Genomic DNA, 18810 nt, shown 5'->3' with positions numbered 1-18810 from the left:
ACGACGATAGAGACCTACGGGGAGAACAATGCATCCGTTCGACACAGCAGTCGCGCTCGAGACCGTCGGCGACGGCACGTATCGCGGCAGGACATCAGCGCCGTACAACAACATGGTCGGCCCTTTCGGTGGCATCACTGCTGCGACGTTCATCCGAGCCATCGAACAGCATCCGCAATGCCTCGGATCGCCGGTCTCGCTGACGGTCAACTTCGCCGGCCCGGTGGCCGAGGGCGAATTCGAGATCTCGGCGCGCGCCGTGCGCACCAACCGCAGCAATCAGCACTGGTACCTCGAACTCGTCCAAGGCGGTGCCGTCGCCACCACGGCCACAGCGGTGTTCGGAACCAGGCGTGAGACGTGGGACAACACCGAGGCGGCGGCACCGGCCGTCCCCTCCCCCGCCGAGACGCCCCGCGGCAACTTTCCCGACGCAATCGCCTGGGCACAGAACTACGAGATGCGTTTCGTTGCAGGCGCTCTGAACGACCAGGAATCACCCGACTCGACCGAGACACTGTGGATCCGCGACACGCCACCACGCCCGGTGGACTTCGCTGCGCTGACCTCGCTCAGCGATGTGTTCTACCCCAGGATCTTTCAGCGCCTCGGTCGCTACGTGCCGGCCGGCACCATCTCGCTGACGACCCATTACTTCGCGACGCCCGAAGATCTCGAGCAGCACTCCTACGGATACGTCCTCGGTACCGCACGAGCTCGCCGGTTCCATCAGGGCTACTTCGATCAGACGGCAGAACTGTGGACCGAAGGTGGAACATTGCTGGCCACGAGCCACCAGGTGGTGTACTACAAGGTCTGACCCACTCCGACCGACTGTTCCAGCACGCGCCGCACTGCTCCGCGGGCACCGCTGTCCTGAAGCGAGCGCTTGGCCCTTTGGTACGCCCCGCGTAGCCGCGGACTCGTCGCCAGATCACCGAACACGGCTGGGTTCGCCAGGAAAGCGCCGGGGTTGTCGTGATCCTCCCACGACAAACGCTGCAGGTGTTCGGCGTTCGCGTCGACCATCGGGATGTCCCCACGCTCGTGGACTCCGCACCACGCGGCGAGCACCAGCGCTCCGTGGTCGACCGATCGGTCCTGTGCCAGCCGGTCGCGGATCACCGGCAGCACGAACTTCGGGATGCGGGCGGACGCGTCGACGATCTGACGTTCGAGCGTGTCTCGCACCGCATGGCTCGAAAAACGTTGCAGCAGTTGTTCGATGTAGGTGTCGATGTCGATTCCGTCGACCGGGTCGAGCGTCGGTGCAGCCTCGGTTCGCATGTACGACGCCACGAACTCGTACAGGTCGGGACTTCCCATCACCTCGTGCACGTGGGTGTAGCCGGCGAGGATACCGAGATAGCTCAGTGCTTGGTGAGATCCGTTGAGCAGCCGCAGTTTCATGTGTTCGTACGGTGCGACGTCGGCGACGAGTTGCACTCCGACCTCGCCGAAGGGCGGTCGGCCGAACGAGAAGGTGTCTTCGACCACCCACTGCGAGAACGATTCCGACCGCACCGGCCAGCCGTCGTCGATTCCGAAGTCGCAGCGCACGTCGTCGATGACTGCGGTCGTCGTAGCAGGGGTGATGCGGTCGACCATCGAGTTGGGAAACGCGACCGATGCGTCGATCCAGTCTGCCAGGTCGGCGTCGTGCCGACGGGCGAAGGAGGTCAATGCAGTTCGGGTCACCGACCCGTTGTGGACGATGTTGTCGCACGACATCACGGTGAACGGTGGAATTCCGTGGTACCGGCGGGTGGCGAGCGCAACGGTCAGGAAGCCGAAGACACTCGAAGGTACCGAGAGGTCCCGGAGGTCGTCGAGCACTGCAGGATCGCTGGGCTCGAATGCACCGGTGATGTCGTCCACGCCGTAGCCCGCCTCGGTGATCGTCAGTGACACGATCATCGTGGCGGGTGAGCTGAGCACATCGAGTACCCCCTGGGGATCCTCGGGCGCGAAGACGAAATCCGCGACCGAACCGATGACCCGGGCGTCGCGTCGACCGTCCGGATCCACCGTGACCAGGGTGTAGAGGTGGTCCTGCGAGTCGAGGACGTCACCGATCTTCCTGTCTCCCGGCAACACTCCCACTCCACAGTGCCCAGTCGAGATGGCCGGCCGCGAGAAGCCGATCGAAGTACACCGCCTGATGAGCGCGATGAAAAGCACCGACTCCGAAATGCACCACACCGCAGTGCAGTTCGTCCAAGTCGTAGTCCGGCTTCGCGACGGTCGCGGGCAGGTGTTCCAACGTCGCGCGGCGAAGCTCGGTCATGACAGGTCCTCGGGGTCGGACGAACGTGGTGAGCGGTGGCGCTCCCGGGCATGGTCTGCCACCAGGAGCACCACCGCAGCTGAAGGGGGTTACACGTCAGGGATCAGCAGGACGACTTGTAGACGTACTGCGCGCCCTCGCCGTCGATGTTCTCGGCGGTGATGACATGGAAGCCGGTCGAGATGTCGGCGGTGACCGGCTCGTCGTTGATGGCGGCCATGGCCTGCGCGACACCGTCGGTGCCGATGGTGTCGGGCTGCTGCGCTATCAGCGCCTGCACTGTTCCCTCACGAAGCTGCTTGACCTGGGCGGGGCCTGCGTCGAACCCGACGATCTTGACCTGATCCTGCTTGCCTGCCTGCCGGACGCCCGTAGCCGTGCCCTCGGCCGCGAACGTGTTCGCGGCGAAAATTCCGACGATATCGGGGTCCTTCGCCAGAGCGGCCGAGACCAGACGAGCAGCCTCGGCCGGGTCGTTGTGGCTGTACTGGACTCCGAGGTAGTCGAATGCCGAGTTGGCCCCGACGGCTTCCTCGAAGCCGGCCACCCGGGCGTCGGCGGTGGAGATCCCGGGATCGGTGGAGATGACGAGCACCTTGCCTCCGGATGGGTTGAGCTGCTCGATGGCGCTGAACGCTTCTGCCCCACCTCCCTTGTTGTCGGACGAGATCGAGGAGACCGCGATGGACGGGTCTTCCAGGGTGGTGTCGACGAGTACGACCTTGATACCTGCTCTGGAGGCTGCCTCGAGTGGTGCCTGCATGGCGGCCACGTCGGTGGGCGCGATGAGGATTGCCGACGGCCGCGATGCGACAACCGAATCCACGATCGGCTTCTGCAGGGTGGGATCGAACTTGACCGGGCCCTGAGTGTCGACTGTGACGCCTGCGTCCTTTGCCGCAGCTTCGATTCCGCACTGCATACTGATGTAGAACTCGTCGCCACTGACGCCCTGAATGAAGGCGATGTTGTTGCTGCCGCCACCGCTTCCGGAGTCGGACGAACAACCCGCCAGGAACATGGCGGAGACCGAAGCGACACTCAGTGCAACGACGGCGGTGCGTGATGTGATCATGGTCGACTTTCTTGTAAGGGATTTGAGTAAAGGGAGTTTCGAGGCTGGCCGGAACTAGGGACTTCGAGACCAGAGTTTCTTGAGGGAGCTGGGCGATTGACCTCGGCTCGCTGCGTCACGTCGGCGCTGATCGAAGTAGACCGCTGCGATGAGGACAGCACCGACGGCGACCTGCTGCCAGAAGGGCTGGACTCCGACGATGACGAAGCCGTTCTGCAGCACGGCAGGGATGAACAGTCCCACGACGGTGCCGAACATGGTTCCGATGCCGCCGAAGAGGCTGGTTCCGCCGATGACCACTGCCGCAATGACATTGAGGTTGGTCTGCGACTGTCCGGCGATGGCGGTGGTGCCGTACTGCGACAAGGACAGAATGCCGGCCAGTCCAGCGAGAGTGCCGGAGAGTGCGTAGACCTTGACCAGGTGCATGTCCACCTTGATGCCGACGCGCCGAGCAGACTGTTCCTTGGAGCCGACGGCAAAGGTGTAGAGGCCGAACTTGGTGCGATGCAGCACGATTCCGAAGATCACCACGAGCACCAGCGCGATGCTCGAGATCAGTGGAATGGTGGTGGCCGGGAAGTTTCCGTAGCCGATGGTATCGACCAGAACCGGTGGTACGTCGCGGATGTCGACGCCGCCGGTGATGACCTGCGAGAGCCCGAGAGCTCCGCCCAGGGTCCCGAGAGTCACGATCAGCGGAGGCACGTTGGCCTTACCGATCAGGAAACCGTTCAGCAATCCCCAGCAGAGGCCACACCCCAGTGCCACCACGATTCCGACGGCGGCAACTCCCCACCCGTCGCCGCCGATCGCGGCCATGGTCTTGGCCGAGACGACGCCGGAAAAGACGAGAACGGAGCCGACCGAGAGATCGATGCCACTGGTGACGATGACGAACGTCATGCCGATCCCGAGGACGGCCAGGATGGAAACGTTCTGGATGATCTGGCGGATGTTGCCCCACTCAGGGAAGCTGCCGGGCGCCATGATCGAGAACACGAGGCAGATCGCGGCCAATACGAGCACGATCTGGAACACCTGAACCCGGGCCAACTTACCGAGCGCTTCGACGAGATCGAAGGAGTGGCGAGACGGTGTGTCGCCGGGTGGCATCGGCTCGAGAGAAGGGCTGATGGTCTGGTTGGTCATCGTGTGGCTCCGGTGGTTGCGCCGGTCATCGCGCCGACGAGTTCTTCCATGGTCGTGTTCTTGGCGTCGAGAGTGGCGACGCGTTTGCCCATCCGCAGTACCTGAATGCGGTCGGCGACCTCGATCACGTGCGGCATCGAGTGACTGATGAACACCACGGCCACTCCCCTGTCCGCCACGCGGCGAATGGTGTCGAGAACGTTTCGGGTCTGCACGACGCCGAGCGCCGCGGTCGGTTCGTCCAGGAAGACAACACCTTTGGCCCAGGCGACCGCACGGGCGATCGCAATGGCCTGCTGCTGGCCACCCGACATGGCTCCGACGGGAACGGTGAGGCTGCGCACAGTGGCTCCGAGTTCGTTCAACGCGTTCTGCGACTGCTTGCGCATCGTGGACACATCGAGAAACCCTAGGTGCCCCAGTAGCCCTTTCGCCTGCAGTTCCCGGCCGAGGAACATGTTCTGCTGCGCATTCAGGTGGGGCGCGAGAGCCAGATCCTGGAACACCGTCTCGATGCCGAGTTCCGCTGCCACGGTGGGACTGTCGAGATCGACCGCAGTGCCGTCGAACAGGATCTCACCGGTGTCGACCGCGAGACTGCCCGAGAGCGCCTTGACCAACGTCGACTTGCCTGCACCGTTGTCGCCGATGAGGGCGACGACCTCGCCGGGGTAGATGTCGAAATCGGCGTCGTCGAGGGCGCGCACGTTTCCGAAGCTCCTCGACAATCCCCTCGCCTCGAGGATCGGTGTCGCCACAGGTGCAACGCTGGCCATGGATACTCCTTGGTCGAATCGAAAACCGTCGGGTGCGGGATGAACACCCCCACCGGTGCCTGTGCAGCACGGTCGGAGATCGTGATCTGCGAGGCAGGTCGAGCTCCCTGCGGGGCTCGTTGTGTAAACGAGTGTGACCCACGCAACCCGCATTGTCACGTGTTTCGTGAAAATTCATGTCACCGGTGACATGGCACAGATCCTGCCCACGGCAGAAGCCGCACCTTCGACCCGCTATCGGACCGAGCGGTACCGTCTGTGAACTGGAGATAGTTGCGATCTACTCGATTTTCGACCCAGCGGAACGGCGCTACGGTACCGTCCATGACACCGATGTCATCAAGCACGCACATGCGGCGGATGACATCGATGACATGACCGATTCGGAAACAGTGAAGGTTGGCGCACATGGCGAAGTTCGACGGCCGGAAGATCTTGGTGACCGGTGCCAGCGGCGGTATCGGCTCGGCCACGGTGCGACGACTGGTGGCCGACGGGGCCGACGTCGTCGCAGCCGGTCAATCGGTGGATGCGTTGGACAAGCTCGCCGACGAGACCGGCGCGCAGCCTCTCGCGTTCGACCTGACCTCCGAGGACAGCGTGCGCGAGGCCGTCGAGGGACTCGAGCTCTACGGAGTGGTGAACTGCGCCGGCTTCGGCGGCGAGATCGCCACGCCACAGGACACCGACATCTCCGTCTTCGACAAGGTCATCGCCATCAACGCGCGTGGCGCTCTCCTCGTCATCAAGTACACCGTCCCCGCGATGATCGCCGCCGGTGCTGGAGCAATCGTGAACGTGTCGAGCCAGGCCAGTCTCGTCGCCCTGACGGGCCACATCTCGTACGGCTCCTCGAAAGCCGCCCTGGACAACATCACTCGGGTTTCGGCCCTGGAACTCGGTCGCCACGGAATCCGGGTCAACGGAGTCAATCCGACCGTCGTGATGACGGAGATGTCCGCGTTCTACTGGGGCCGTCCGGAGATCGAGGAGCCGTTCCTGGCACAGATGCCGCTGGGGCGCTGGGCCACCGAGGACGAGATTGCCGCGCCGATTGCCTTCCTGTTGAGCGATGATGCTTCCATGGTGACCGGGGTGTCGTTGCCGGTGGACGGCGGCTACACGAGTCGATGACGAGCGGACGACGAGCAGACGGGGGTAGATCATGACCACCATGCAGGATGTCGCGGCACTGGCCGGAGTCAGCGCCAAGACCGTCTCACGGGTGTACAACAACGATCCGCACGTCGACCCCGAAACGCGCGCTCGCGTCACCGATGCCCTGAATTCACTGAACTACGTTCCGAACACGATGGCGACGTCGTTTCGCAACGGTCAAGCGGCAGCGATCGGTGTGGCCGTGCCCGATATCGACGATCCGTTCTTCTCCTCCATCGCACGAGCCATCGAGGAGCGCGCCCGCGAGGACGACATGGCCGTGTTGGTCACGAGCCTGGGGCACGACGGTGACCAGGAGCAGGCTCTGGTCGAGTCGCTGCTGCGTAGACAGTTGAGCGGCTTGATCATTGCGCCGACGGGTTCCGATCACGGTTACCTGGAGCGCTGGATCGACAAAACTCCGACGGTCTTCGTCGATCGCGCACCCGACGGCCTCAAGGCCGACAGCTTCGTCGACGACGATCACGGCGGGGCGGTGTTGGCCACCGATCATCTGCTTCGGTTGGGACACACTCGCATCGCAGTCATCGGTGACAGTGCCAATATTCCCACCAGCCGGAATCGGCTCGAGGGATACCGAGAGTCGCTGCAGGCCGAAGGAATCGAGTTCGACGAGTCGCTCGTTGCGCTCGGCGTCATGGGCCGCGACGATGCCCGCAACGCCCTGACCGCATTGACCGCACTCGACGATCCACCGACGGCGCTGTTTCTGTCCAACGCACGCGTAGCCATGGCATGCGTGCCGGTGCTGCAGCAGATGGAATTGCTGCATCTGGCGTTCGTCGGATTCGGCGACTTCCCGCTGGCGGATGCAGTGTGGCCGCCGGTGACGGTGATCGACCAGAATCCTGCTCGGCTCGGCCGATTGGCCATCGAGCGACTACTCGGCCGAATCGAGAATCCCGGCAAGCGCTTCAAGCGCCGCAATATCCTCGGCGTCGAGCTCATCGAACGCCGATCCTGCACGCCTGGAAGCGATCACCGCTGCGACTGATCCTGGAGCGCATGCGCAACCAGATCGACCTGCAGTGTGGTCGACAATTCGGCATCGATCCGCAGATGTGGAACACGCGGCTTCTCCACCGGGCGATCCGTCGACCGATGCGCGTCGCGCTCTGCCCCGCGGGCCGCCCGCCGACGCGCCAGCAGCTCCGGCGAGCCGTCGACGTGCACGACCATCGTTGCTGCGGGGGTCACCTGCGAGACCAGTCGTTCCCACTCCGTGCCCGCGGTCAGTTCGCGGGTGAAGGGCGCGACCAGAACGGGGCGCTGACCGATTTCCACGAGGTCCCTCGCAGCAGCGAGCAGCACTGCATACCGGCCGGCACGAATGCGTTCTGCGTGCGGCCCTGCACTGTTCCAGTGCTGCCCGTCCAGTAGCGAATCCAGTTGATCGAGTAGTGGATTGGTGAGTGTATCGAGGTCTAGCAATGCCGTGCCGAAGCGGCGCGCCAGCTCGCGTCCGAGGGTGGTCTTTCCACTTCCTGCAGCACCCGCGACAACCAGAACCGGCAGTTGATCCCGATCGATCACGGAAACGTCTTGACAGACAGGAGGCATGACGTGAATCATACAAGACAACGTTGTCTCGCACCTTTACTACAGCGAACACAATTCCTCCGATCGAGAGTTCACGTGACCGAGCGCGCAAGCATCAAAGACGTCGCCGCATTGGCAGGCGTCAGCTTCAAGACCGTCTCCCGCGTCGTCAACGGCGTGGACACCGTCTTGCCCGAGTTGCGCGAACGCGTCGAGGCCGCGGTGCAGACGCTGAACTACGTCCCCAATTCGGCTGCGCGCTCGTTGAAATCGGGATCGGGCAACACCATCGGCATCGTCGTCGACTCCATCGACGACGTGTTCTTCGCTTCCCTGGTCAGTGCCGTCGAGGATCGGGCACTCGAACACGGACTCGCCGTCATCGTCGGTAGCACCGGGTTCGACGCCCAGCGCGAACGTGACCAGCTGGCGCTGCTGGCCGGTCAACACGTGCGCGGCATCATTCTCGCGCCGGTCGGCGATCACAGCGACTTCCTCGTGCCTCGGCGTCGAACATTGCCCACGGTGACCATCGACCGTTCCATCCCGGGATTCGATTCGGTCATCGTCGACGATTACGGCGCTGCCAAACGAGCCGTCGAGAAACTTGTCGAGGGCGGGCACACCCGAATTGCGTTGCTCGGCTTCGACGATCGACTGCAGACCGCGCAGTTGCGCCGTGAGGCGTATTTCGATGTTCTCGCGAACCTCGGCCAGAAGCCGGACGTGGCACTTGCTCCCCCGGTGTCGCACGCCGCCGATTCGGTACGGCCCGTGGTGAAGAAGCTACTGGCACTGCGCAATCCACCGACCGCCTTCTTCGTCGCCAACGCACGTCATGCGACGGCCGTGGTATCGGTGCTGCACGAAATGGATCGCACCGACGTGGCGATGGTCTCGTTCGGTAATTTCTCGCTCGCCGATGCCGTCAGTCCATCGGTGACGTGCATCGACCAAGACCCGTATCGCATCGGCACACTCGCGTTCGATCGGCTGGTGCAGCGTTTCGACGATCCCTACCTCGAACCGGAGCAACAGGTCGCGCCCACCACGTTGGTGGAAAGACTCTCGCATGCACTCCCCCTACCCGTACAGAAATGAGACCAACTCCGTGAACCCCAGACTTGTTGCGGGACTGGACCTCGGGAGCACCGGCGTCAAAGTACTCGTCACCGACGATGCCGGCACCGAAATGCTCATCGAGCAGAGTCCGACACCGTGGCGTCACGGCCCGGGCGGTACCACCGATCTCGCGGCCGAGGACTTGCTCGCCACCATCGCGAATCTGTTCGAGGCCGTCGCGCGCCGACTGCCCGAGGTGACCGGCGATCCCGCGTCGCGCATCGATGCGATCGCAGTGTCCGGAATGGGTGAGACGGGCTTCCTTCTGGATCAAGACAACGTTGTCCGAGCGCCGGCATTCGCGTGGTTCGATCCCCGAGGGCAACAGCAGGTCGATTCACTACCCCAGGATCTTCGTGATCGGTTCGCCGGCAAGACAGGCCTGCCCGTCGGCGTCCAGGTATCAGTGGTCAAGATCGCGCACCTCCGCGACAACGGATTGAACCTGGCCGAACTGCGCTGGTTCAATCTGCCCGAGTTCGTCGTGTTGGCCCTCGGTGGCCGCGCGGTGGCCGACTACTCGTTGAGTTCCCGGACCGGACTGCTCGATCAGAACACCGGCGAGCCGTGGACGGAGATGTTGACACACTTGGGCGTCGGGGCCGAGTTCATCCCGCCCCTCGTCGACGCAGGCACCGACCTGGGGGTCGCAACCGGACATGCACTTCCCGACGCCATCGTGGGGGCACGGTTGACCGTGGCCGGTCACGACCACCTCGTCTCCGCCGTATCGGGTGGGGCAATCCCCAACGATCGATATCACGTGTCGATGGGCACCGCCGAGGTTCTGCTGCGAGTGCTCGACGCTCCTCTGACTACCGCAGCGCGAAGCCGTCTGGCCGATCACCTGATCAACTCGGTGCGGCATGTGGTTCCTGGCCAACACGTACTCGTCGCCGGGGTCAAGACCGGACTGTTGATGCGACGGGCGTTGCAGATGTGTGACATCACCGACCGCGCCGGGCGTGACCTGCTCGATCAGCGAGTGTGCGCGTTGCCTGCCGCCGGACCGTCCACCGACGGCGGGATAGAGATCGCCGGGGCGCGCAACGATGACGGCGTGCTGTCCATCACCGTGCGCACCGACGGGGTGAACTCGGCGGAGCTGTTCCGTTCGATCCTGTTGCACGGCAACGAGGAGATCGCCCGCCTCATCGCTGCCCTCGACGCCGAGGTTGCGCCCGCTCGGACCACGCTGCTCACCGGCGGTTGGGCGGGCATGGCCAGCGTCCGGGATGCCCGCGCGCAGGTGCTCCCTGATGTCTCGGTGTCGACCCGCTCTCAGGACACCGCTTACGGCGCAGCACTGTTCGCTGCGCGACTACTGACGCTCATAGAAATCTGAGCCCACATTTCTGCAACGAGACAACGTTGTCTCACTTGCTCGCATCCCCAACCCATCACCAGGAGAAGACAATGAACGAACTCACCACCCTCGAGCGTCGCGGAATGGCCGCCATCTCCACCGCCGACGGCAACATGCTCATCGTCGCCGGAGATCAGCGCAACGGCATGAAGGCGGTCATGACGGACGCTCCCGACGGACCCGGCTCGGTCACGCTCGAGCAGCTCGCCGACGCCAAGGCCGATCTGGTTCGCTACCTCGGCAATCACGCCCCGGCGATCCTGCTCGACCCCGAGGTCGCACTGCCGAAGATCGTCGACGAGGGTGTGCTCTCGCGCAACACCGCACTCGTCGTCGGCATGGACGCCTCGGGCTTCGAGGAGACCGATGGACTGCGGTACACCCGGTACGTCGACGGAGTCACCCCGCGCGTCGTACGCGACCTCGGTGGCGACGTCGCCAAGATGCTGTTCTACATGCGCCCCGAACGGCAGGGCGTCGATTCCCTTGTCGCCGAGGAGATCCGCGACCTCGTCAAGGCCTGCTCCGCCGAGGGCCTGCTGCTCATCGTCGAAATCCTGACCTACAAGCTCGAGGGCGAATCGGACGAGGAATACAAGGCCGGCTTCGGCAAGATCATCGCCGACTCCACCCGCATCTCGGTCGAATGCGGTGCCAAGGTGCTCAAGCTCCCCTACCCCGGTTCCGCCGAGGCATGTGCAGCCGTTACCGAAGCGGCACAGGGTGTTCCGTGGGCAGTGCTGTCGGCGGGCGTCGACCACGAGACGTTCATCGAGCAGGTGCGCATCGCAGTGGCCAACGGCGCGCGCGGCGCGATGGCAGGCCGCTCACTGTGGAAGGACAGCATGGCCGTCTCCGCCGAGATCCGCGAGGACCTCCTCACCAACCGTGCACTCCCCCGTCTGCGCGAGCTGAACGAGGCCGTCGACAACTGACCACCGTCCTTCGACCGAGCCCGGACACCACGTCTCGGGTTCGGTCGACGCCGTTCTGGGTAGCGTGAACCCATGACGCACCCCTCGACGCACCTCGACATAGTCGCCGCTCCCGGCGTGTTCGCCGACTTCGCGACCGCGCAGGAACTGGTCGCCAGGGCGCTGTCGGTCCGAGGACTGACCGGCGGAATCGTCGACACCGCAGCCGGTTCCGACGAGGTGATCGTCGTTCCCGGTGACGGAATCCCGATCGACACGGCGTCGTACAGCAGTGCAGTTCGAGTCGATCTGGGCCAGTGCACACCGGACAGATCACCGGGCATCCGCACTCACATTCGCGGCCGCGGGCTCGACGGTCTGCGATTTGCGATCGACAGCGTGTACTTCCACCGCTTTCACCCCGGGACGATCCTGCACTACGGGGATCACCCCGAGCAACGCGTCGAGCAGCGGTTACCCGAGGGCGATGGCCCGTTTCCCGTCGCCGTGCTGATCCACGGTGGCTACTGGCGTTCGCGATGGGAATTCGACCTGATGGACGCGATGGCCGTCGATCTGACCGGGCGGGGTTACGCCACGTGGAACGTCGAATATCGTCGCCCCGACGAACACGGGTGGGATGCGATGACCGGCGACGTCGCGTCCGCTCTGGCGGCGCTGGAGACGGCACCCGGCAGTCTTGATCTGTCCCGAACAGTGCTGATGGGGCACTCGGCGGGCGGTCAACTCGCTCTGCGCCTCGCAGCCGATTCGGCCGGAAAGGCCGTAACCCCTGCTCTCGCAGTGAGTCTGGCCGGCGTGCTCGATCTGAAGGTCGGCGATGAGCGCTGGCTCGGTGAGGGTGCGGTGTCGAATGCGATCGGTGCGCGATTCGCCGGTGCGCAGGAGACGTACGAGGCATCGTCGCCGATCGCGAGGCTTCCGCTCGGAGTTCCGCATCTGGTGGTGTGCGCGGTATCGGACGATCCCAACCTGCTCGAGATCAGTCGGGCGTACTACGCCGCCGCGTCGGCGGGCTCGGATTCGGTCGGCTCGGTCGAAGGACCCGGGGGCCACTTCGCGGTCATAGACCCCGCGGCGGAGATCTATCAGGACATGGTTCGCGAGGTCGACGCCCGAATCCGAGGTACCCGAGACCACGCGTCCGAGTAAGTCCGTATCGTGCATGGTGTGACGCGCAACACAACGACGTGTATGCCGAGACTTCAGGAGCGAGATCGATGAAGAGCACCATGCAGGACACCCCACTGTCCATCGGCCAGCTGGTTCGATTCGGGACGTCCATTCACTCCTCGGCCGAGATCACCACCTGGACGGACACCGGTCCGACCACGGTGACCTTCGGGGAATTGGGTAGGCGGGCAGCGCAACTGGCACACGGTCTGCGGTCGATCGGCATCGACGACGATCAGCGCGTCGGAACGTTCATGTGGAACAACGCCCCGCACATGGAGGCGTACATGGCGATTCCTGCGATGGGCGCGGTGCTGCACACGCTGAACATCCGACTCTTTCCCGAGCAGCTCACCTACATCGTCAATCACGCCGAGGATCAGGTGATCATCGCCGACGCGAGCCTGCTCCCCCTGCTGACACCCCTGCTGCCGACGTTCGAGACCGTGCGGCATCTCGTCGTCGTCGGCGTCGACCCGACGCAGGTCACTGCACCCGACGGTATCGAGGTGCTGGGTTACGAGGACCTACTCGCAGGCAAGCCGGAGGAGTTCGACTGGCCCGAGCTCGACGAACGATCCGCTGCCGCAATGTGTTACACCTCGGGCACCACCGGCGACCCCAAGGGGGTCGTCTATTCACATCGCTCCATCTACCTGCATTCGATGCAGGCCTGCATGACCGACGCGATGGCAATTGCGCAGTCCGACAAGGTCTTGGCCATCGTGCCGATGTTCCACGCGATGTCGTGGGGATTGCCCTATGCAGCGCTGATGGTCGGTGCGTCACTGATCATGCCCGACAGGTTTCTGCAGCCGGCTCCGTTGGCGGAGATGATGTCGACACTGCGTCCGACAGCCGCGGCGGCCGTTCCGACCATCTGGCAGGCCCTGCTCGCTCACCTGGACGAGCACCCGGCCGATCTGTCGAGTCTGCGTGACGTGGTGGTCGGCGGTGCCGCGTGTCCACCGAGTTTGATGCGGGCGTTCCACGAGAAGTACGGGGTGCACATCTCGCAGGCCTGGGGCATGACCGAGACCTCGCCTCTGGGCACGTCCGGCAAGCCCGATGCCGGGCTGTCGGCTGAGGACGAGTTCGATTTACGTTGCACGCAGGGCAGATTCGTCGCCGGGGTTCGCGCACGACTCGTCGACGATGCAGGCACGGTGTTGCCGTGGGACGGTGCGACCGTCGGTGAACTCGAAGTCCGTGGCCCATGGATCACCGGCAGCTACTATCGCGCCGACGCAGACGACAAGTTCGACGACGGCTGGCTGCGGACCGGTGACGTGGGCACCATCTCCGAGGGCGGCTACCTACGACTGACCGATCGCTCCAAGGACATCATCAAGTCCGGGGGCGAGTGGATCTCGTCGGTGGAGCTCGAGAACCAGGTGATGGGGCATCCGGCAGTTCGCGAGGCTGCGGTGATCGGAGTGCCCGATCCGAAGTGGGACGAGCGGCCCCTGGTGGCCGTAGTCGTCCGCGAGGGCGCATCGGTGACAGCCGAAGAACTCAAGGAGTTCCTCGACAGCCGCGTCGCGCATTGGCAGCTGCCGGAGCGATGGACCTTCATCGACGAGGTCCCGAAAACCAGCGTCGGCAAATACGACAAGAAGCGACTGCGTAGCTCGCATGCCGACGGGGCATTGAACGTCATCGAGTTGGTCTGATCCGGTCGGCGAGTTACACGTCCCTCACACGACCTACGAATACCAGTAATGGTCTACCCCTAACGTCGTAACCGACATCGACGACAGGGAGCCCCGGACAGTGTTGATCAACCGTTGTGCAGCGGCACTGGCGGTGACCACGGCCTTTCTCCACCTGAGGATGGGGATCGGCAGCGCACTCGGTGTTGTGGTCGCCGCCATGGCGGTGGTGTGCCTGCTGTGTGCTGCCGATCTGTGGCGGTCGACGAGCAATCGTCCATGGGTGATCATGGCGACGTCGAGCGCCGTGATGCTGCTTGCGCATGCCTCCGGTCCGGCGGGTCATCATCAGGCCCTCGTCACCGACAGCGTCAGCGACGTCTCGGCGGCCTCGATTCTTGCTGCGACCGAACTCGCGCTCGCCGCCGTCGTCGTTTTCCTTCGCACGCGCCGCATTCCGCCGGAACTTCTCCACTACCCATTGCAGGAGCCACGATGACCGATACCTTTGCGCCCGTTGTAGTTCACCCCCTCGAACCGCTGACCCCGCAGGAGATTTCGAGGACGTCGGCGATCGTGACTCGCGAGCGGAGCCTGACCTCCGCTGCGCGCTTCGTCTACATCGAGCTGCTGGAGCCGACCAAAGTCGATCTGCAGCAATCGGATACGGACCGTCGGGCATTCGTCGTCCTGCGTGACCGTGACGCTCATGCCACCTTCGAGGCAGTGGTCTCGCTCGCTCATGATGCTCTGATCAGTTACACCGAGATCGCCGATGCCCAGCCACCCATCACGCTGGAGGAATTCCTTCGCTGCGAGGACGTCATCAAGGCCGATCCACGGTGGCAGGAGGCGATGGTCAAGCGCGGCGTCACCGATTTCTCGCTGGCGATGGTGGACAAGTGGGCCAGCGGCCACACCATGGAGGGTGACAACCCCGGTGGTCGACGCCTCGCCCGCCCGCTGACGTTCGTACGAAGCGAAGCGCAGGAGAACGGATATGCGCGGCCCGTCGAGAACCTCGTCGTCACAGTCGATATGGACACGATGGAGGTGGTCGACGTCGCAGACACCGGAGTGGTGCCCATCCCACAGACTCCCGGCAACTACCTACCCGGATTCTACGAACGCCCCGGAAACGTCCCGGAGTTCCCCCAGCAACGCGCACCGATGAAGAAGATCGACATCACCCAACCCGACGGTCCATCGTTCACGGTGGACGGCCACTACGTCGAGTGGGCGAATTGGCGCTTGCGCGTCGGCTTCACACCCCGTGAGGGGTTGGTGCTGCACGACGTCGGTTACGTCGATCGCGGAACCCTGCGGCCGATCATCCATCGGGCGTCGCTGTCGGAAATGTACGTACCGTACGGCGATCCCGGTGACAGCCAGTGGAACAAGAACGTGTTCGACGAGGGCGAGTACGGTTTGGGCGTTCTCGCCAATTCGCTTCAGCTGGGCTGTGATTGCCTCGGTGAGATTCACTACTTCGACGCGTACGTCAACGATCAGGACGGTCAGCCGATCGAACTTCCGAATGCGATCTGCATGCACGAGGAGGACTTCGGCATCGGTTGGAAGCACACCGACTTTCGCGACAACGTGGGCCAGGTCCGACGCAACCGTCGGCTCGTGGTGTCGTTCTTCGCCACCGTGGGCAACTACGACTACGGCTTCTACTGGCATCTGTATCTCGACGGGTCCATCGAGTTCGAGATCAAGCTGACCGGCATCATTTCCACCGGCGCGATCGAGCGGGGCACGATGCCCGAGTTCGGCACGCTCGTCGCGCCCGGGCTCTACGGGCCGCATCATCAACACTTCTTCAGCGTTCGCCTGGACATGAACGTCGACGGGCCACGCAATAATCTCTTCGAACTCGAAGCCGAGGCCGTTCCCGTCGGGCCGGACAATCCGCACGGAAACGCGTGGCGGCAGACCAAGCGCCATCTCGTCACCGAATCGCAGGCGCAGCGCGTCGCCGATCCACTCCGGGCTCGTTCGTGGTTGATTGCCAACGCGGACAAAAGGAACAAGCTCGGTGGGCACATCGGGTACAAGATCGAGCCGTCCGGTGCGGTCGCTCTGCCTCTGGCACAGCCCGGTTCGCAGCAGGCTCGCCGAGGCGGGTTCGCCACCAAGCACATGTGGGCGACGCCGTACGCCGAACGGGAACGCTACGCAGCCGGTGAGTACGTGGCCCAGAATCCCGGCTACGACGGCCTGGTGGCATACGCCGCGCAGGATCGCTCACTCGAAGACGCAGACCTGGTCATCTGGCCGACCATTGCCGCGCACCACGTGGTGCGCCCCGAGGATTGGCCGGTCATGCCGGTCAGCCATGTGAGCCTGCACCTCAAGCCCACGGGATTCTTCGACGGCAATCCGATGCTGGATCTGGCACCGGAGACGCCGAAGCTCGCTGGGCACTGCTGCACCGAGTAGCCAACCAAGTCCAGGCCCGGGGACTACGGTCTCCGGGCCTGCTTTTTACGTCGACGTCTCGGTGACCGACGCACTCACCAGCGACGAGGTGCGCACACTCAATCGCGTTCGGTCGGCTCGAAACAGGTCCACCGAATATTCGACGGGTCGTTCGGACTGGTCGTATCCGATGCGTTCGAGCTTCAGGATGGGCGTTCCCTCGGGTTGCCGGAGCAGCGAGCCCGCAGGCGCACTGATCGTCGCCAATTCGATGGATTCGTCTGCCATACAGACCGATACGCCGAGCCTGGTACGCAGAGCCTCGTACACCGAGTTCAACGGGGTCTCCAGAACTCGGCCACAGATGCTGTCGCTGAGGTACATCTGCTCGAGCGACAGTGTGTCGCCGTCCGCGAAGCGCAGTCGCAGCAGCGATACCACCGGTCCGTCTCCCAGCACCTGCGCCGCCTCCGGGCTCGGCTCGGCGATCCGCGCCGAGATGACCTTGGTCCCGTCGCGAAATCCCTGTTCGTGCAGCATCTGTGGCACGCCCTTGACGGTGTTGAGGCTTCGCAGCAGTCGCCGGCTCTGACAGAGGGACTGCGCACTTTCCGGCGACGACGAACCCGGTGTCACCGAGGTCAGGAACGCACCGCCGGCTCTCCCCTTCGTCCGTCGGATGACGCCGTCGCGTTCGAGAAGATCCAATGCTTTGCGCAGCGTCGTCCGTGACGTGCCGAGTCGCTCGGCCAGTTCGCGTTCGGGAGGCAACCGAGCGACGGACCGCGATTCGAGCTCGGCAGCCAACCGAAGAAGCGCCGCGTGCGTCTGCTCCATCAACAGCACCGAATCACCTCGATTCACTCGTCACGACTGCAGAAGCCCATTCAATCTTCAATCAGGCCCGAGCAACACCCCTCGACCTGGGCATTAACGCACGATTAACACGGCGGGTGTCCTATGACCCGCAACCAGGTCACGCGTTACACGACGTTCACGTATCGACGAGAAAACCAGAAATGGTCTACGCCCATCGTTGCACTTACCCGAGAACGCAACATCTACCGAAGGGTGCAACACCGTGGAGGATTCCAGGTCGGCACGCGCCGCTCTCGGCGTGGAGCTCGCCCGCTCGGCGGGCGACATCGCTCGTCGCTGGTTCGACACCTCAGCCCTCACCGTCGAACAGAAACAGGACGGTTCCCCTGTTACACAGGCGGATCGCGATATCGAGACGCACATCAGAGCCGGCGTCGCCCAGCACTTCCCCACCGACGGCTTTCTCGGGGAGGAGTTCGGTGAAACCAGTGGCACGTCCGACTACCGATGGATCGTCGACCCGATCGACGGCACCAAGTCGTTCGTGCACGGAGTTCCGCTGTACGCCAACCTGATTGCGCTCGAAGAGGGCGAGCAGATCGTCTTCGGCGTCATCAACCTACCCAGCGCAGACATCCTCATGCACGCCGAGCGCGGCAAAGGGTGCTGGAAAAATGGTGAGCAGGTACATGTTTCGACCAGGACAGATCTGGACGGTGCCTATGTGATGGCAACCTGGCTCGAGGACTGGCACCCGGATACCATCGTCGACCTCCACGCCACGGGTGCCGTGCTGCGCACGTGGGGCGACGCCTACGGCTACATGATGGTCGCGAGCGGCCAGGCCGACGCGGTGGTCGACTACACGACGCAGATCTACGATCTTGCCCCCATGCCGGTGATCATCGAGGAAGCCGGCGGCACGTTCACCTCGCTCGACGGAGCGCGAGACTTCGACAAAGGCAACGGGATTGCGACCAACGGCGCAATTCACGACTCGGTTCTCAAAATAGTCAACCAAGGATGACGCACATGAAAGAGTACATTCGCGGCCTGAGCCGAAAGAGCATCATGACGTTCTTCGGCGGTATCTACGCTCTCGCTCTGCTCTTCGCACTGTTCCCCCCGCTGTACATGTGGGGCAGTGGCATTCGCTACGAGATTCTCGGCATTCCGTTCGCCATCATGTACTGGCTGATCAACGGAGTCGTTCTGGGACTCACTCTCTGGGGTCTCTACATCGTCGAGGACATCCGCGGCGAACTCGACGAGGATCTCCTCCCCGCTACCGCACCGCTGACTGGAGAATGA

19 protein-coding genes are annotated in these 18810 nt (G+C 63.8%); 12 read left to right on the top strand and 7 right to left on the bottom strand.

What is annotated here, in order from left to right; all coding sequences use genetic code 11:
• Window positions 1-28: 28 nt before the first annotated feature.
• Window positions 29-820 carry an acyl-CoA thioesterase gene (locus tag CH256_RS04125; protein ID WP_094668949.1) on the top strand — a complete coding sequence of 264 codons (792 nt, stop codon included), beginning with the start codon at window positions 29-31 and terminating at the stop codon, window positions 818-820.
• Here the strand turns inward: CH256_RS04125 and CH256_RS28930 are convergent.
• The 5 genes from CH256_RS28930 to CH256_RS04105 all read right to left on the bottom strand — a co-directional run bounded on the left by CH256_RS28930 (window position 808) and on the right by CH256_RS04105 (window position 5290).
• Window positions 808-2097 (bottom strand): mannitol dehydrogenase family protein, encoded by a 1290-nt coding sequence (locus tag CH256_RS28930; protein WP_373454774.1) that lies wholly within the window; start codon window positions 2095-2097, stop codon window positions 808-810. The genes CH256_RS04125 and CH256_RS28930 overlap by 13 nt on opposite strands.
• The gene (locus CH256_RS28925; RefSeq protein WP_373454773.1) at window positions 2069-2287 is read right to left on the bottom strand and encodes a hypothetical protein; all 219 of its coding nucleotides are present in this window, start codon (window positions 2285-2287) and stop codon (window positions 2069-2071) included. The genes CH256_RS28930 and CH256_RS28925 overlap by 29 nt, the downstream gene beginning before the upstream one ends.
• Before the next feature lie 103 nt (window positions 2288-2390).
• Window positions 2391-3362 carry an ABC transporter substrate-binding protein gene (locus tag CH256_RS04115; protein ID WP_068046985.1) on the bottom strand — a complete coding sequence of 324 codons (972 nt, stop codon included), beginning with the start codon at window positions 3360-3362 and terminating at the stop codon, window positions 2391-2393.
• Between the two features lie 54 nt (window positions 3363-3416).
• A complete protein-coding gene (locus CH256_RS04110) occupies window positions 3417-4514 on the bottom strand; it encodes an ABC transporter permease (protein WP_082898561.1) in 1098 nt (365 codons plus the stop codon).
• On the bottom strand, window positions 4511-5290 hold the full coding sequence (locus tag CH256_RS04105) for an ATP-binding cassette domain-containing protein (RefSeq protein WP_094668948.1): 780 nt from the start codon (window positions 5288-5290) through the stop codon (window positions 4511-4513). Before CH256_RS04105 ends, CH256_RS04110 begins: the two co-directional genes overlap by 4 nt.
• A gap of 408 nt (window positions 5291-5698) precedes the next feature.
• Between CH256_RS04105 and CH256_RS04100 the strand changes: the two genes are divergently transcribed.
• Entirely contained in the window at window positions 5699-6424 is a 726-nt protein-coding gene (locus tag CH256_RS04100) for an SDR family oxidoreductase (protein WP_068046991.1), read from the top strand.
• A gap of 31 nt (window positions 6425-6455) precedes the next feature.
• Window positions 6456-7463, top strand: a complete 1008-nt coding sequence (locus tag CH256_RS04095; RefSeq protein WP_068046994.1) for a LacI family DNA-binding transcriptional regulator — start codon at window positions 6456-6458, stop codon at window positions 7461-7463.
• On the opposite strand, the gene CH256_RS04090 is transcribed toward CH256_RS04095, so the two are convergent.
• Complete coding sequence (locus tag CH256_RS04090) at window positions 7448-8002, bottom strand: AAA family ATPase (protein WP_179271993.1); 555 nt, start codon at window positions 8000-8002, stop codon at window positions 7448-7450. The genes CH256_RS04095 and CH256_RS04090 overlap by 16 nt on opposite strands.
• A 102-nt stretch (window positions 8003-8104) precedes the next feature.
• On the opposite strand from CH256_RS04090, the gene CH256_RS04085 reads away from it, so the two are divergent.
• From CH256_RS04085 to CH256_RS04055, 7 genes are all read left to right on the top strand, one after another.
• Window positions 8105-9109 carry a LacI family DNA-binding transcriptional regulator gene (locus tag CH256_RS04085; protein ID WP_032395043.1) on the top strand — a complete coding sequence of 335 codons (1005 nt, stop codon included), beginning with the start codon at window positions 8105-8107 and terminating at the stop codon, window positions 9107-9109.
• 10 nt (window positions 9110-9119) lie between these two features.
• Window positions 9120-10475, top strand: coding sequence for an FGGY-family carbohydrate kinase (locus CH256_RS04080; protein ID WP_218829121.1), 1356 nt, complete (start codon window positions 9120-9122; stop codon window positions 10473-10475).
• A 71-nt stretch (window positions 10476-10546) separates the two neighbouring features.
• On the top strand, window positions 10547-11431 hold the full coding sequence (locus CH256_RS04075; RefSeq protein WP_094668944.1) for a tagatose-bisphosphate aldolase: 885 nt from the start codon (window positions 10547-10549) through the stop codon (window positions 11429-11431).
• A 72-nt stretch (window positions 11432-11503) separates the two neighbouring features.
• Entirely contained in the window at window positions 11504-12583 is a 1080-nt protein-coding gene (locus CH256_RS04070; RefSeq protein WP_094668943.1) for an alpha/beta hydrolase, read from the top strand.
• 68 nt (window positions 12584-12651) lie between these two features.
• Window positions 12652-14277 (top strand): long-chain fatty acid--CoA ligase, encoded by a 1626-nt coding sequence (locus CH256_RS04065; RefSeq protein ID WP_068047015.1) that lies wholly within the window; start codon window positions 12652-12654, stop codon window positions 14275-14277.
• Window positions 14278-14377: 100 nt separating this feature from the next.
• Window positions 14378-14755: a hypothetical protein gene (locus CH256_RS04060; protein ID WP_094668942.1), complete on the top strand. Its 378-nt coding sequence runs from the start codon at window positions 14378-14380 to the stop codon at window positions 14753-14755.
• Window positions 14752-16701, top strand: a complete 1950-nt coding sequence (locus CH256_RS04055) for a primary-amine oxidase (RefSeq protein WP_094668941.1) — start codon at window positions 14752-14754, stop codon at window positions 16699-16701. The genes CH256_RS04060 and CH256_RS04055 overlap by 4 nt, the downstream gene beginning before the upstream one ends.
• Window positions 16702-16746: 45 nt before the next feature.
• Here the strand turns inward: CH256_RS04055 and CH256_RS04050 are convergent, their stop codons facing one another.
• Window positions 16747-17544, bottom strand: coding sequence for a GntR family transcriptional regulator (locus CH256_RS04050; RefSeq protein ID WP_094688278.1), 798 nt, complete (start codon window positions 17542-17544; stop codon window positions 16747-16749).
• A 217-nt stretch (window positions 17545-17761) separates the two neighbouring features.
• On the opposite strand from CH256_RS04050, the gene CH256_RS04045 reads away from it, so the two are divergent.
• Together CH256_RS04045 and CH256_RS04040 are read left to right on the top strand one after the other, a co-directional pair.
• The gene (locus CH256_RS04045) at window positions 17762-18526 is read left to right on the top strand and encodes an inositol monophosphatase family protein (RefSeq protein ID WP_179271992.1); all 765 of its coding nucleotides are present in this window, start codon (window positions 17762-17764) and stop codon (window positions 18524-18526) included.
• 5 nt (window positions 18527-18531) lie between these two features.
• Complete coding sequence (locus tag CH256_RS04040; RefSeq protein ID WP_094640059.1) at window positions 18532-18810, top strand: hypothetical protein; 279 nt, start codon at window positions 18532-18534, stop codon at window positions 18808-18810.

The sequence above is a fragment of the Rhodococcus sp. 05-2254-6 genome (genome assembly GCF_002258565.1).
GTDB lineage: Bacteria > Actinomycetota > Actinomycetes > Mycobacteriales > Mycobacteriaceae > Rhodococcoides.
The sequence above is the reverse complement of the archived record's forward strand: the minus strand, read 5'-3'. Positions and strand labels throughout refer to the sequence as shown.